Origin of the sequence: Amycolatopsis keratiniphila (assembly GCF_000400635.2) — a bacterium.
In the GTDB taxonomy this organism is placed as follows: domain Bacteria; phylum Actinomycetota; class Actinomycetes; order Mycobacteriales; family Pseudonocardiaceae; genus Amycolatopsis; species Amycolatopsis keratiniphila.
In genome coordinates this window covers 2,624,982-2,640,049 of the sequence record NC_021252.1, presented here as the reverse complement: position 1 = coordinate 2,640,049, position 15,068 = coordinate 2,624,982, and the positions used below count along the sequence as shown (strand labels likewise).

10 protein-coding genes are annotated in these 15,068 nt (G+C 69.9%); 4 read left to right on the top strand and 6 right to left on the bottom strand.

The features are described 5' to 3' along the window. The first annotated feature begins 32 nt into the window (after positions 1–32). A complete protein-coding gene (locus AORI_RS53330) occupies positions 33–1,280 on the top strand; it encodes an alpha/beta hydrolase (protein ID WP_016332839.1) in 1,248 nt (415 codons plus the stop codon). A gap of 272 nt (positions 1,281–1,552) precedes the next feature. Here AORI_RS53330 and AORI_RS53325 read toward each other — a convergent pair whose 3' ends face one another. The 3 genes from AORI_RS53325 to AORI_RS53315 all read right to left on the bottom strand — a co-directional run bounded on the left by AORI_RS53325 (position 1,553) and on the right by AORI_RS53315 (position 7,693). Beyond that, complete coding sequence (locus AORI_RS53325; RefSeq protein ID WP_016332838.1) at positions 1,553–2,737, bottom strand: SWIM zinc finger family protein; 1,185 nt, start codon at positions 2,735–2,737, stop codon at positions 1,553–1,555. Beyond that, positions 2,737–5,502: a DEAD/DEAH box helicase gene (locus AORI_RS53320; protein ID WP_016332837.1), complete on the bottom strand. Its 2,766-nt coding sequence runs from the start codon at positions 5,500–5,502 to the stop codon at positions 2,737–2,739. The genes AORI_RS53325 and AORI_RS53320 overlap by 1 nt, the downstream gene beginning before the upstream one ends. 115 nt (positions 5,503–5,617) lie before the next feature. Next, positions 5,618–7,693 carry an acyl-CoA dehydrogenase family protein gene (locus tag AORI_RS53315; protein WP_016332836.1) on the bottom strand — a complete coding sequence of 692 codons (2,076 nt, stop codon included), beginning with the start codon at positions 7,691–7,693 and terminating at the stop codon, positions 5,618–5,620. Between the two features lie 145 nt (positions 7,694–7,838). Here AORI_RS53315 and kstR point away from each other — a divergent pair, with 145 nt between their 5' ends. After that, positions 7,839–8,486 (top strand): cholesterol catabolism transcriptional regulator KstR, encoded by a 648-nt coding sequence (kstR, locus tag AORI_RS53310; protein WP_038523880.1) that lies wholly within the window; start codon positions 7,839–7,841, stop codon positions 8,484–8,486. A gap of 253 nt (positions 8,487–8,739) precedes the next feature. On the opposite strand, the gene AORI_RS53305 is transcribed toward kstR, so the two are convergent. The 3 genes from AORI_RS53305 to icmF are packed head-to-tail and all read right to left on the bottom strand — an operon-like array spanning position 8,740 to position 13,851. After that, positions 8,740–9,729 carry a TIGR03557 family F420-dependent LLM class oxidoreductase gene (locus AORI_RS53305; RefSeq protein ID WP_007033688.1) on the bottom strand — a complete coding sequence of 330 codons (990 nt, stop codon included), beginning with the start codon at positions 9,727–9,729 and terminating at the stop codon, positions 8,740–8,742. Then, entirely contained in the window at positions 9,726–10,571 is an 846-nt protein-coding gene (locus AORI_RS53300; protein WP_016332833.1) for an LLM class F420-dependent oxidoreductase, read from the bottom strand. Before AORI_RS53300 ends, AORI_RS53305 begins: the two co-directional genes overlap by 4 nt. A gap of 43 nt (positions 10,572–10,614) precedes the next feature. Beyond that, complete coding sequence (gene icmF / locus AORI_RS53295; RefSeq protein ID WP_016332832.1) at positions 10,615–13,851, bottom strand: fused isobutyryl-CoA mutase/GTPase IcmF; 3,237 nt, start codon at positions 13,849–13,851, stop codon at positions 10,615–10,617. A gap of 135 nt (positions 13,852–13,986) precedes the next feature. On the opposite strand from icmF, the gene AORI_RS53290 reads away from it, so the two are divergent. Together AORI_RS53290 and AORI_RS53285 are read left to right on the top strand one after the other, a co-directional pair. Then, positions 13,987–14,325, top strand: a complete 339-nt coding sequence (locus tag AORI_RS53290; RefSeq protein ID WP_016332831.1) for an ArsR/SmtB family transcription factor — start codon at positions 13,987–13,989, stop codon at positions 14,323–14,325. Beyond that, positions 14,318–14,971 carry a DUF899 domain-containing protein gene (locus AORI_RS53285; protein ID WP_016332830.1) on the top strand — a complete coding sequence of 218 codons (654 nt, stop codon included), beginning with the start codon at positions 14,318–14,320 and terminating at the stop codon, positions 14,969–14,971. Before AORI_RS53290 ends, AORI_RS53285 begins: the two co-directional genes overlap by 8 nt. Positions 14,972–15,068: the final 97 nt, after the last annotated feature.

Below are 15,068 nucleotides of genomic sequence, written 5' to 3'. Positions count from 1 at the left end.
TAGGCGGTCACCCGGCGGTAGGATCGGTCGCCATGCAGCCGAGTTTCGTCCTCCGCCAGGCACTCCAGCTCGCGCTCACCGCGAACGCGCTGAAGCCGCCGCGAGGCGCCCGGACGGCGGTCCCGGCGTTCTTCGCGGGCTGGCTCACCGGGGAGCTCGCCCCGCATCTGCTCGCGCTCACCGCGGCCGACGCGGCGGCGCACGTCGCCCGGCACCGCGGCGCGTCGAGCAAGACGGGGCTCGCCCTCGCGGCGGCGTCGGCGGCCGGGCTCGGCACGCTGATCGCGCAGTCCCAGCGGGCCCGCGACGAGATCGAGACGGCGCTGACCGAAGGCATCGGCGAGGCGTACACCGACGAACTCGAGCACCCGCCGAGCCCGACCGACCTCGCGACGCCGTGGGGCCAGCTGGCCCTGCCGTTCCGCATGCGCGACCCCGAGGTCCGGCGGACCCGCAACGTCGCCTACGCGCCCGGCGGGAAACGGTTCCTGCTCGACATCTACGCCCCGCGGGAACCGGTCACCGGCGCGCCGATCCTGCTCCAGGTGCACGGCGGCGCCTGGGTGATCGGCAACAAGGACCAGCAGGGCCTGCCGCTGATGCTGCACATGGCCAAACGCGGCTGGATCTGCGTCGCGATCAACTACCCGCTCTCCCCCGCCGCCCGCTGGCCCGCGCACATCGTCGCCGCGAAACGCGCGCTGGCCTGGATCCGGGACAACGCGGAGACCTACGGCGGCGACCCGTCCTTCGTCGCCGTCACCGGCGGATCCGCGGGCGGGCATCTCGCCGCGCTGCTGGCGCTGACCGCCAACGACCCGGCGCTGCAGCCCGGCTTCACCGAAGCCGACACGAGCATCCAGGCGTGCGCCCCGCACTACGGCGTGTACGACTTCGCCGCGACCAGCGGGCGGCGCTCCAGCCAGACCCGGCTGAAGACGCTCATCGCCCGGCACGTCTTCGAGGCGGACCGGGATCCAGTGAACTTTCTCGACGACTACATCGCGGCCTCCCCGCTCGACCGGATCACCGAGGACGCGCCGCCGTTCTTCGTCATCCACGGCGTCCACGACTCGCTGGTGCCGGTGGGCGAGGCGCGCGAATTCGTGCGGCGTCTGCGGGACAAGTCCCAGCGCGAGGTCGCGTACGCGGAGATCTCCGGCGCGCAGCACGCCTTCGACGTCTTCCCCTCGATCCGCAGCGCCCACGTGGTGCGCGGGGTGGAACGGTTCCTGGAGTGGAGCTACCGCACCTGGCGGCGCCGCTCCAGCTCCGCGTGAGCGGCGTCCGACCTTGGTCCCGGTCCGTGAAGGCCTCCTTGAGGGACAGCGGGGGCGAGCGAGCGTGCCAACGGCGTGGTGTGGCGCGTCTCGTGACTGGCTGGACGACACACGTGATCAGACGGACGACACACGTGTCTGGCCGGACGACTCGCGGCGAAGGCTCCGCCGCAGGCGTGTCGTCCATCTGATCACATGTGTCGTCCGTCGGATCACAGGTGCCGTCCGGTCAATCACGCGAAACCACCGGCTCGGAACAGTGGTCGTGAGTGTTAGGGCGGGTAGATCACGTCCATCGGCCGGGCGGAGGACGGGCCGTCGACCCGCCAGCCTTCGCCGTCGCGCACGAAGCGGTACCACCGTTCGTCACGGCCGTAGCGCAGTTGCAGATCGCCCTGGGTGATCCGGTTCCGCCAGGTCTTGGGCTCTCCCGGCAACCCCGACTCGGCGAGGTCCGCCTTGGCCTGGGCGAGCGGCGCCTGCGTGGGACGCCACGCCTCCCGGACCACTGCCATCCCGCCCCTGCCGGCCTCACGCCAGGCCTGCGCCCACAGGGCAAGATCCCGCACCGCCACGCCGGCTGCTTCGGCGAGCTCGACGAGCACGTGCGGATCGCTCGCCGCCGCGCGACGGGCGAGGTCCTCCTCGAACGACAGCTCCGCTTCACGCTCGGGCCCCATCACCAGCAGCTCCCAGGCCCTCGCGGCGGCGTCGGCGGCCAGCTCGACGAACATCTCCCCGCTCCAGCCGGTGCGGTGCGGCGGGTCGACGTCGAGGACCGCGGGCGGCCCGACCGTGCTCGGGACGGCCGGACGCGGCGGCAGCGAGGCGATTCGCCGGGTGTACGCGCGTTTCGGGTCCACCCCGGGCGCCGCGGGGGCGCGCACCCGCTTGCCCTGCTCGCTCGCGGGCGCGCGGCGAGACCGCAGTTCGGCGAGCACGGCCTCCCTCGGCCTGCCGCGCAGCAGGAACAGCACGAACGGATCGGCGTCGACCTCGTCCGCGACCAGGTAGTACACCGCCGCGACGTGTTTGCACGGGTTCGCGCTGTCCGGACAGGAGCACTTCGGGCGCAGATCGCCGGGGCCGGGCAGCAGGTCCGCGCCGGTGGCCCGCGCGTCCTCGGCCAGCTCGCCGGGCAGTTCGCCGTCGAGGAGGGCGGCGACGTGCCCGAGCCGCGAGCCGACCATACCGAGCAGGCTCTCCCACTGCGGCTCGGTGAACGCCCGCATGTGGATGGTCACCCGGTACGGCACCGCCCGGCTGCCCTGCACCCAGGCCGTCACCTCGCCCGCGCCGACCGCGAGCTTGCTGACGGTGCCTTTGCGCGCGTATGTCCGCCCTCGCGGCAATCGGTTCGGATCGAGCTTGGCGCGTTCCTCCAGCGCCTCGACCCACGCCTTGCCCCACCACGTGTTGCCGAAGGTGCGCCGTTTCCGCCCTGTCGCGCCGGGCATCACGTCCCCCCGAGCCGGACCAGGTCGGCCAGTTCGTCGTCGGAGAGCTCGGTGATCCAGTCCTCGCCCGCGCCGATGACCGCGTCGGCCAGGCCGCGTTTGGTCTCGAGGACCTTGGCGATGCGCTCCTCGAGCGTGCCTTCGGCGATCAGCCGGTGCACCTGGACCGGCCGGTCCTGCCCGATCCGGTACGCGCGGTCGGTGGCCTGGTCCTCGACGGCCGGGTTCCACCAGCGGTCGTAGTGGATCACATGGGTGGCCTTGGTCAGGTTGAGCCCGACCCCGCCCGCCTTGAGCGAGAGCAGGAACACCGGGACCTCACCGGCCTGGAACCGGGCGACCATGTCCTCCCGGACCTTGGGTGTGCTCGCCCCGGACAGCAGCATCGTCGGCAGCCCGCGTTCGGCCAGGCGTTTCTCCAGCAGGCGGCACAGCTGGACGTACTGGCTGAACACGAGCACGCTGTCGCCCTCGTCGAGGATGACGTCGAGCAGTTCCTCGAACGCGGCGAGTTTGCCGGACCGGCCGTGCAGCACGCCGGGTTCCTTGAGGTACTGCGCCGGATGGTTGCAGATCTGCTTGAGCTCGGTGAGCAGTTTCAGCACCTGCCCGCGCCGGGCCACCCCGTCCAGCTCGCGGATCATCGCGAGGTTCTCCCGGACCACGGCCTCGTACAGCGTCGTCTGCTCGGCGGTGAGCGGGACGAACCGGTCGGTCTCGGTCTTGCGCGGGAGCTCGGGCGCGATGTCCGGGTCGGTCTTCTTGCGGCGCAACAGGAACGGCCGGACGGTCGCGGCGAGCCGTTCGGTCGCCGCGGTGTCCCGGTCCCGCTCGATCGGGCGCGCGACCTTGCGGCGGAACCCGTCGAGCGAACCGAGCAGGCCCGGCGTCGTCCAGTCGATGATGGACCACAGTTCGGTGAGCCGGTTCTCCATCGGCGTCCCGGTCAGCGCGACCTTCGCGGCGGCCGGGATCTTCCGCAACTCCTTGGCGGTGACCGAAAGCGGGTTCTTGACGTGCTGTGCCTCGTCGGCCGCGATCATCCCCCAGTCCACTTCGGACAGTGCCTCGCGATCGCGGCGGAGCACACCGTACGTGGCGAGCACGACCTCGTCCGGCGCGACCTCGTCGAGATGCCGTCCGCCACCGTGGAACCGGCGCACCGGGATGTCCGGCGCGAACCGGGCGAACTCCCGTTCCCAGTTGCCCAGCAACGACGTCGGGCACAGGACGAGCGTCGGCCCCTCGCCGCGCGGGCGGCGGTGCAGGTGCAGGGAAATGAGCTGGATCGTCTTGCCGAGCCCCATGTCGTCGGCGAGGCAGGCGCCGAGACCGAGCCCGGTCATCGTCGCCAGCCAGGCGAGCCCGGCCTTCTGATACGGCCGCAGGGTGGCCTTCAGTTCCGCGGGCTGCTCGATCGGTTCCGCCGCGCTGTCGCGGATCCGCTGGAGCAGCCCCGTCAACGCCGACGGGGCGGTGAACTCGACCTTTTCCCCGTCCAGCTCCAGTTCGCCGGTGAGCGCCGCGGCCAGCGCCTCGGCTCCGGACAGCTTCTTAGCCCGGTGGGCGCGCACCTTGGCGATCAGGCGCGCGTCGACCTTGACCCATTTGCCCCGCAGCCGCACCAGCGGCCGCTTCGCCTCCGCGAGCGCGGTGACCTCGGCGTCGGTGAGGTCCTCGTCGCCGAGACTCATCCGCCAGCGGAACCGCAGCAGGCTCTTGAGCGTGAACTCGGGCCCGGTGACGCTGCCCGGGGCCTGCGTCGCGCTCGCCTTCGCCTTGAGCTCGCCCGCGAAGAGGTCTTTCGGCCACTGCACCTCGATGCCGGCTCCGCCCAGCGCCGCGTCCCCGTGGGTCAGCAGGTCGACGACCTCGTCGTAGTCCAGCGCCAGCCCGGTCGGCGCGGCGGACTGGAGCATGCGGCCGAGCGGCGCCCACGCCCTGGCTCCCCGGCGCAGGCCGAGCAGCAGCTGCGTCTCCACCTGCTCACCCATGCGTTCCAGCACCGCCTCCGGCGCGTCCCACAGTGTCGCCGCCTCGACGATCAGGCTCGGGTCGGCGGCGCTCCGCACGGCGAGGACGGCCTCGAACGTGGGATCGTCTTCGGGATCTTCGGGTTCGTGGACCTCCATGCGCAGGACGAGATGCGCGCCCTGGGCCTGCCGGGCGCTCAGTTCCGCCAGCCACGCGGCACCGTCCGGCCCGACCAGCGTCGGCTGGGCGGCCGCGAACGCCGGACCACCCGCCGCGACACTCGCGGCGGGCGTGCGGACCAGCACGTCCGCCGTCGCGTCCCACAGCGCGCGGATCAATGACTCCGGCGAATGCAGCCGGATCCGTTTCAGCCCGGACAACGGCAGCGCGTGCGCCTCGGGTGGCAGCGCGGCGGCGAGCCCGCGCAGCATCTCCTCGTCGGCGACGTCGAGCGGGCCGACCCGCCACGAATCCACCCCACCGGGTGAGGCCGCGGGCAGCAGCCTGCCGCGGGCGATGAGGTTCACCCCGGCCTCGGCGACGGCCGACCACGCGGCGATGGCCGGGCTCAGCTCGCCCTCCGCGGTGAGCAGCCGCGGAATCGCGCGTGACAACGGGACGAGCGCCGCGTCGACCTTCGTGCGCCGGAAGACCTTGCCCGCCGGCAGCACGAGTTCGATCGCGGTGTCACCCGCTACGCCGTCTCCCCATAGCGCCAGCACTCCGTCCCGCGGGGGATCCGAGGGGACGAAGGTGGCTTGGGTTCCTGTGCCGAACTCCACGACCCGCACGCTAGAGCACCGGACCGACATCCCTCGGGCGGCGGTGTCATGAAAGGGTCGTTCAGGACACAAAACGTCCTGAACGGCCCTTTCATGACACTCGGAACCGGCGTGACAGGGACTTTCAGGACCGCGGCAGCCCCAGCAACCGCTCCGCCGTCAGCGACAGCAGCACCTGGGTCGTCCCTCCCGCGATACTGAGGCACCGGGTCAGCAGGAATTCGTGCTGCGCCGGGTCGCCGTCCACGAGGGCGCGCTCACCGAGCGACTCCAGCGCGAACTCCGCCACCGCCTGCCGATGCCGTACGCCCAGCAGTTTGCGCACACTCGACTCGGCGCCGGGGTCCTGCCCGTCGAGCCGCCGCAGCGTCGCCCGCAGGTCCAGCACCGAACACGCGCTCCCGTCCGCGATCAACGCGCCGAGTTCCTCCAGGTCTGCGCCGTCGCCCAGGGTGGCGAGCAGGTTCTCGACGCCCTCCCCCACCGCCGAGCCGCTCCCGAGCGCTACACGTTCGTTCGCCAGCGTCGTCCGCGCGAGCCGCCAGCCGCCGTCGACCTCCCCGACCACCATCTCGTCCGGGACGAACACGTCGTCGAGGAACACCTCGTTGAAGACGGCGTCGCCGGTGATCTCGCGCAGGGGCCGCGTGCTGATCCCGTCGGCGGTCATGTCGACCAGGAAGTAGGTGATCCCCTTGTGTTTCGGCGCGTCCGGATCGGTGCGCGCCAGGCAGATCGCCCAGTCGGCTTCGCGCGCGAGCGAGGTCCACACCTTCTGGCCGTTGAGCAGCCATCCGCCGTCGGCGCGCCGAGCCGTCGTCCGCAGCGACGCGAGATCCGAACCCGCCCCCGGCTCGCTGAACAGCTGGCACCAGGTGATCTCGCCGCGCAAAGTGGGTACGGCGAACCGTTCGCGCTGCGCCGCGGAGCCGTGTTCCAGTAACGTCGGCACGGCCCAGCCGCCGATGACCAGATCCGGGCGGCGGACCCCCGCACCGTCGAGCGCGGCGTCGATCCGCAGTTGCTCGGCGGCCGTCGCGCCCCTGCCGTACGGAGCAGGCCAATGTGGGGCCAGCAGCCCCGAATCGGCCAGCGCGACCCGCCGTTCCGGCTCGGGCAGGGCGGCGATTCCGCCGACCAGGTCACGGAGTTCGGCGTCCTCGCCGACGTCGACGCGCAACGTCCGGCGGTCGCCGCGCAGCGCGAGTTCGGCCGCGCGCCGGCGCCAGCGGGTGGAACCGCCGAGCCACTGCCGCAGGGCTACAGCGCGGCGCAGGTAGAAGTGCGCGTCATGCTCCCAGGTGAATCCGATGCCGCCGAGGACCTGGATACAGTCCTTCGCGTTGGCCACGGCCGCGTCGAGCGCGTACGCCGCCGCCGTCGCGGCCGCGAGGGCGTGCTGCGCGGGGTCTTCGGCCGCCCTCGCCGCGTCCCACGCGAGCGCGTCGGTGGCTTCGGCCCGGCACAGCATTTCCGCGCACAGATGCTTGATCGCCTGGAACGACCCGATGGGCCGGCCGAACTGCTCCCGGACCTTCGCATACTCGACAGCGGTCCGAAGACACCATCGGGCGATCCCCGCGGCTTCGGCGGCACCGAGCGTGGCGGCGTAGGCATCCACCGGCAGCGCCTCGAAAACCGCTTCGGACCGCACCTTCTCGCACCGTACCCGGCCGACCGGCCGTGACAGGTCGAACGGCTCCTCCTGCTGAATGTCCATTCCGGACGCTCTAGGCGGGATGAGCGCGGAGACGGCGCCGTCGGAGACGAGCGTCCACGCCGACAGGTGAACATCGAGCGCCGGTCCCGATTCACCGTCGACGACCGAATCCTCGACGCGGAAACCGCCGCCCAGCACCACCGCCAGCCGCTCGGTCCCGTCGGCGAGACCGGGCAGGATCTCCTTGGCGGTCTGGGGAACCGTCGCGAGCAACGCCCCGCCCAGCACTGTCCCGAGGACAGGGCCGGGTACGAGCGCTTCGGCTGCTTCGGCGAGCCCGGCGGCCAGATCGGCGAGCGTGCCGCCGGCGCCGCCGACGTCTTCGGGGATCGCCACACCGAACAGCCCGAGTTCCGCCAGCCCTGGCGGAACTTCGGCGATCCGGCCACTTCGGACGGCGTCGACGGGACGGGCGGAGGCCGCCCAGGCGCGGATCGACGCGGCCAGGGCCGCCTGTTCTTCGGTGAGCGCGATCGACACGGGTGAGACCTCCTCGCCGGACCTACCCGCGAGTGTAGAACGTGTTATAGTTTCTTGCCCAGTGGGTCTCGTCTTGAACAGTTCGTCCGCTTAGGTACGCTACGTGAGGAAAGTGGAACAAGTTCCGACGAAGGGGGACGTGGCGATGCCAGGGAAGGCCAAGGCACCCACGAGCGCGAAAGCGCGAAGCGGCAACGGTCTCTCCGCGCTGGGCGGCGAGGAACTCGGCTCCGCGGCCCAGCGCGACCGGCGGCGCCGCATCATCGACGCGACCCTGACGCTCGCCGCGAAGGGCGGGTACGACGCCGTCCAGATGCGGGCGGTCGCCGAGAAGGCGGACGTCGCGCTCGGCACGCTGTACCGCTACTTCCCCTCGAAGATCCACCTGCTGGTTTCCGGGCTGGCCAGGGAATTCGAGCGCGCGCAGGAGAAACTCGACCGCGCCGCCATCCCCGGCGACACGCCGAGCGAGCGGCTGATGTTCGTCCTCGGCCGCAACACCCGGCTGATGCAGCGGGATCCGCACCTGACCGAGGCGATGGTCCGCGCGTTCATGTTCGCCGACACGACCGCGGCCGCCGAGGTCGAACAGGTCGGACGGCTCATGGAGAACATGTTCGCCAAGGCCATGGGCATCGAGGACCCGACCGAGGCCGATCGCGACATCTTCCACGTCATCGCCGACGTCTGGATGGCGAACCTGGTCGCCTGGGTGACGCGGCGCGCGTCGGCGGCCGACGTCGCGAACCGGCTGGAGCTGTCGGTGCACCTGCTGCTGGACAAGAACGTCTGAAACCTCGTGAGTGGTAAGGGCGGTTAGAGCCAAGGGTGTCTTAAGTACCTACGCGGAGCGCGGCTGCGGCCGATCCAACCTGCGCCAGTAGGCACCAGCGGAGTTGTGTGGGCTGAAGGCTCCCTTCGCCGAGTCTGATGCGGCGAAAGGAGCCTTCGCTCCCGGTCGGCTACGGGGAGCGGCGGTTCGGTCGCAGGTGTCGCCTCGTGAGTGTTTGGGTCGTTAGAACCGCCCTTACCACTCACGAGGCGGGTCAGGCGGTCAGCTTGGGCAGTACGTCCCGCCCGAAGGTCTCGATGAACTCGTCCTGGTTCCGCCCCACGTTGTGGATGTAGATCCGGTTGAAGCCCGCGTCGACGTACTTCTGCAGCGCCGCGCGGTGCACGTCCGGATCGGACGAGACGACCATGCGCCCCTCGAAGTCCTCACGCCGCACCAGTTTCGCCATCTGCGCGAAGTCGAACGGCGAGCGGATGTCGGCCTTCGGGAACTTCATGCCGCCGTTGGGCCACTGGTCGAGCGCGTTCGCCCACGCCGTCTCGTCGTCCTCGGCCCACGACAGGTGCACCTGCAGCAGCTTCGGCATCGAGTCCGGGTCCTTGCCGGCCTTGCGCGCGCCGGTGCCGAAGTTGTCGAGGATCCCCGCCAGCTTCTCGATCGACGCGCCCGGCGTGATCAGCCCGTCCGCGAGCTCGCCGGTCTTGCGCGAGGTGTACGGGCCCGCCGACGCGATGTAGATCGGCGGCGGCTCGTCCGGCAGCGTCCACAGCCGGGTCGTGTGCAGTTTGAAGAACTCGCCGCTGTGCTTGACGTCCTTGCCGGTGAACAGCTTCCGGATGACCTCCAGCGCCTCGAACATCCGCCGGACGCGCTCGGGTGCTTCGGGCCAGTAGCCGCCGATGATGTGCTCGTTGAGCGCTTCGCCGGACCCGATACCGAGCCAGGTCCGGCCCGGATAGGTCGCCTCCAGCGTCGCCGCGGCCTGCGCGACCATCGACGGGTGCAGCCGGAACGACGGGCACGTCACGCCCGGTCCGAGGTCGCCCGTGGTGTTCTCCGCCAGCGACGCGAGCACGCTCCACACGAAGGACGCTTCACCCTGTTGAGGGACCCACGGCTGGAAGTGATCGGCCGCCATCTGGCCGGAGAACCCGTGCTGTTCGGCCAGTGCGGCCAGCCGGATCGACTCGCGCGGGGAGAACTGCTCCAACGCCGCGGCCAAGCCGATTTGAACCTCAGTCACGCCTGCTGCCCCTTTCGAAAGCTCTCGGCGACCTTCGCGAACTGGTCGAGTCGGTCCAGTGTCGCCGCTTCGGGCTCGGTCGGCAGGAAGAGCGTCGCCTCGTCGACGCCGCCCTCGACGAGCCTGCCCAGCGCGTCCTCTTCCGGTGTCGCGCCGAAGGCCGAGAACTTGACGTCCTCGCGCCCCTGGTCGGCCAGCCACTGACGCGCCCGGCGAAGCTCCTCCGGCGGGGTGTACGCGTGCGGCAGCCAGCCGTCGCCGTACTTGGCGATCCGCTCCATCGCCTTCCGCCCCGCGCCGCCGATGTAGATGGGCGGATGCGGCTTCTGCACCGGCTTCGGCCACGCGAAGATCGGGTCGAAGTCGACGTGCTCGCCGTGGAATTCGGCCTCGTCCTTCGTCCAGATCTCCTTCAGCGCGGCGAGTTGCTCGTCGACGAGCGCGCCTCGGGTGCGCGGATCCGTGCCGTGATTGCGCATTTCCTCCCGGTTCCAGCCGACGCCGACACCGAAGACGAACCTGCCTCGCGAGACCAAGTCCAGCGAAGCGACCTCTTTCGCCGTGTGGATGACGTCGCGCTGCTGAAGCAACGCGACGCCCGTCCCCAGCTTCAGGGTCGACGTGGCCCCGGCCGCCGCCGTCAGCGCGACGAACGGATCCAGGGTCCGGTAGTACACGCGCGGAAGTTCGCCGCCGCCCGGGTACGGCGTTTCCCGGCTCACCGGGATGTGCGAATGCTCCGCGATGTGGAGCGAGCTGAATCCGCGCTCTTCGGCGGCTGCGGCGAGGACGTCCGGCCTGATGCCCTCATCGGTGATGAAGGTGGCGATTCCGATCTCCATGTCCAGCAACTACCCGGACACGCACCGCGATATTCCCGGCCCGCTAGACGTTGCGGCGGTACTGCCCACCCACCTCGAAGAACGCCTCGGTGATCTGGCCGAGCGAGCACACCCGCGCCGCGTCCATCAGGACACCGAACAGGTTGCCGCCCCGGGTCGCGGCCTCGCGCAGCGTCTTGAGCGCGACCTGCGCCTCGGCGTGGTGGCGGCGCTGGAAGTCCTCCAGCCGCTCCAGCTGCGAACGCTTCTCGTCCTCGGTCGCCCGCGCGAGCTCCACCTCGACGTCGTTCTCGCCGCCGTTCGGGTTGCGGAAGGTGTTGACGCCGATGATCGGCAGCGTGCCGTCGTGCTTCTGGCGTTCGTACAGGATCGACTCGTCCTGGATCTTGCCGCGCTGGTAACCGGTCTCCATCGCGCCCAGCACACCGCCGCGCTCGGAGATCCGGTCGAATTCCAGCAGCACGGCCTCTTCGACCAGGTCGGTCAGCTCGTCGATGATGAACGAGCCCTGCAACGGGTTCTCGTTCTTCGACAGGCCCCATTCCTTGTTGATGATCATCTGGATGGCCATCGCGCGGCGCACCGAGCTCTCCGACGGCGTGGTGATCGCCTCGTCGAAAGCGTTGGTGTGCAAGGAGTTCGCGTTGTCGTAGAGCGCGCACAGCGCCTGCAGCGTGGTGCGGATGTCGTTGAAGCTCATCTCCTGCGCGTGCAGCGACCGGCCGGAGGTCTGCACGTGGTACTTGAGCTTCTGCGAGCGCTCGTTGGCGCCGTAGCGCTCCCGCATCGCGACGGCCCAGATCCGGCGCGCGACCCGGCCCAGCACCGAATACTCGGCGTCCATGCCGTTGGAGAAGAAGAACGACAGGTTCGGCGCGAAGTCGTCGATGTCCATCCCGCGCGCGAGGTAGCTCTCGACGTAGGTGAAACCGTTCGACAGGGTGAACGCCAGCTGCGAGATCGGGTTCGCCCCTGCCTCGGCGATGTGATAGCCGGAGATCGACACCGAGTAGAAGTTCCGGACGCCGTGCTCGATGAACCATTCCTGGATGTCGGCCATCATCCGCAGGCTGAACTCGGTGGAGAAGATGCAGGTGTTCTGCCCCTGGTCCTCCTTGAGGATGTCCGCCTGCACGGTGCCGCGGACGTTGCGCAGCGCCCATTCGCGCAGTTCGGCGGCCTCGGTTTCGGACGGCTCGCGGCCGTGCTCGGCCTTGAACGCCGCCATCCGCTGGTCGATCGCGGTGTTGAGGAAGAACGCGAGGATCGTCGGCGCCGGCCCGTTGATCGTCATCGACACCGAGGTGCTCGGCGAGGTCAGGTCGAAGCCGTCGTAGAGCACCTTCATGTCTTCGAGCGTCGCGATGGAGACGCCCGAGGTGCCGACCTTGCCGTAGATGTCGGGGCGGGTGTGCGGGTCGTGCCCGTACAGCGTCACCGAGTCGAAGGCGGTCGAAAGGCGCTTCGCGTCGGAATCGGCCGACAGAAGCTTGAACCGCTTGTTGGTCCGGAACGGGTCGCCCTCGCCGGCGAACATCCGCGCCGGGTCCTCACCCTCGCGCTTGAACGGGAAAACGCCCGCGGTGTAGGGGAAGTATCCGGGCAGGTGCTCGCGGCGCAGGAACGACAGCAGCTCGCCGGATTCGGTGTAGCGCGGCAGTGCCACGCGCGGGATCCGGTTGCCGGACAGCGTGTCGCGCCAGAGCTGGGTGTGCAGTTCCTTGTCGCGGATCTTCACGACCAGCTCGTCGGCGCGGTAGGACTCGGCGAGCTCCCGGAACCGCGCCAGGAGATTCGTCGTTTCACCGTCCACATCGGACTCGGCGGCGGCGAGCAGGCCGTCGAGCGCGTCGGTGTTCGCGTCGACGGCGGCCAGCGCCTCCTTGGCGGCGGCGAGGTGCTCGCGTTTGCGCAGCGCGGCGACCTGCCGCTCGGTTTTGGCGTGGTAGCCGCGGACGGTCTCGGAGATCTCCGCGAGATAGCGCGTCCGGTTGGCCGGGATGATCGTGCTGGCGTCGGTGGAGACCTTGCCTTCGACCTGCGGCAGCACCCCCGCCGAAACGGTCAGCCCGCGTTCGGCGAGCGTGTCGCGCAGGTGCTGGTAGAGCGCGGTGACGCCGTCGTCGTTGAACTTCGCGGCGCTGGTGCCGTAGACCGGCATGTCCTCTGGCGAGGAGCTGAACGCCTCGCGGTTGCGCACGAGCTGGCGCGCGACGTCGCGACGGGCGTCTTCGGCGCCGCGGCGCTCGAACTTGTTGATCGCCACCGCGTCGGCGAAGTCGAGCATGTCGATCTTCTCCAGCTGCGACGCCGCGCCGAACTCCGGCGTCATGACGTACAGCGACTGGTCCACGTAGTCGACGATGCCGGCGTCGCCCTGGCCGATACCGGGCGTCTCGACGATCACGAGGTCGAAGCCCGCCGCCTTGCAGGCGAGGATGGACTCGGAAAGCCCGGTGGGGATCTCGCCGCTGGTGGTCCGCGTGGCGAGGGACCGGAAGTAGACCGGGCTGCCGTCGAGGCAGTTCATCCGGATGCGGTCGCCGAGCAGCGCTCCCCCGCCCTTGCGGCGCGACGGGTCGACGGCGAGCACGGCGATGCGGAGCTTGTCCTCCTGGTCCAGCCGGAACCGGCGGATCAGCTCGTCGGTGAGCGACGACTTGCCGGAACCACCCGTCCCGGTGATACCGAGGACCGGCACGGTCCGCGACTTGGCGGCCTCCGTGATCTTGTCGAGCACGTCCTGCGGCAGCGACTCGCGCTGCAGCTGCGTGATGACCCGCGACAGCGCCGGGATGTCACCCGAGAGCAGTTTGTCCAGCGAGCCGGGCGACTGCGCCGCGAGGTCGGTGTCGCAGGCCTTGATCATCAGGTTGATCATGCCCGGGAGGCCCATCTCGTAGCCGTCTTCCGGCGAGAAGATCCGCGCGACACCCCGCGAGTGCAGCAGGTCGATCTCCTCGCGGACGATGACGCCGCCACCGCCGCCGAACACCTTGATGTGTCCCGCGCCGCGCTCGTTGAGCAGCTCGACCAGGTAGCTGAAGTACTCGACGTGCCCGCCCTGATAGGCGCTGATGGCCACACCCTGGACGTCCTCCGCGATGGCCGCGGTGGCGACCTCGTCGACCGACCGGTTGTGCCCGAGGTGCACGACCTCCGCGCCCTGCGACTGCAGGATCCGCCGCATGATGTTGATGGACGCGTCGTGCCCGTCGAAGAGGCTCGACGCCGTCACGAAACGAACGGGGTTCACCGGCCGGTGCAGGTCGCTGCTCATCCCTCCAAAATACTAGGACTTCCTACTGTTTTAAACCCATCCACTCGCGTGACGACGCTCTCACTCGTCCTTGACAGATCGACTCGCACCAGTATATTCAACCTAAGGGTTAAACAACCGATTGATTGAGCAGCGATGACCACTGATCAGCTCAGCGCCACGTTCGCCGCACTGGCGGACCCCACCCGGCGGGCGATCCTCGCCCGGCTCGCCACCGGCGAGGCCAGCGTCAACGAGCTGGCCGAACCCTTTCCGGTCAGCCTCCAGGCCATCTCGAAACACCTCAAGGTCCTCGAGCGCGCGGGCTTGATCAGCCGGAGCCGGACGGCGCAATGGCGGCCCTGCCGGCTCGAGGCCGCCCCGCTCGGCGACGTCTCCGAGTGGGTCGAGCGCTACCGGCGCTTCTGGGAAGGCGGTTTCGACCGCATGGAAGAGCACCTGGCCGAACTTCAGAAAGGCGAAAACGATGTCTGAGACCACCACCCTGCCCGCGGTCGTCTCGCACGACGAGTGGCAGATCGCCCGAGACGCGTTGCTGGTGAAGGAGAAAGAACTCACCCGCGCCGCGGACGCGATCGCCGCCGAACGGCGACGGCTGCCGATGGTCCGCTTCGACAGCGGATACGAATTCGAAGGGCCTCAGGGCAAGATGACCCTGCTGGACCTCTTCGAGGGACGACGTCAGCTGATCGTCTACCACTTCATGCTCGCGCCCGGGCAGAAGGCGGGCTGCCCCGGCTGCTCGATGCTCGTGGACAACATCGGCCACCTCGCCCATCTGCACGCCCGCGACACCACGCTGTACGTCGTCGCGCCGGCGACGCTTCCCGAGATCGAGCGGTACAAGGAGCGCATGGGCTGGACCGTGCCCTGGGTCTCGACCCTCGGCTCCTTCAACCCGGACTGCGGTATCGACGGTGGCTTCGGCGTCAGTGTCTTCCTGCGCGACGGCGACGATGTGTTCCGCACGTACTTCACCACCGGCCGCGGCGGGGATCAGCTGGTGGGGACGCTGCGCTACCTGGACCTGACGCCGTTCGGACGGCAGGAGGCCTGGGAGGAAGGCGGCCGCGGGACCGACGGCCCCGGGTACTGGTGGAAGCGCCACGACGAGTACTGACGCATTTGGTCCTCTGAATGCGTCGGGGGCATGTCGAGAACTCCTCGACCGCTCCGACCCCTCGGTGTCCGGCGCCCGGAAGGCGGGCGCCACACCG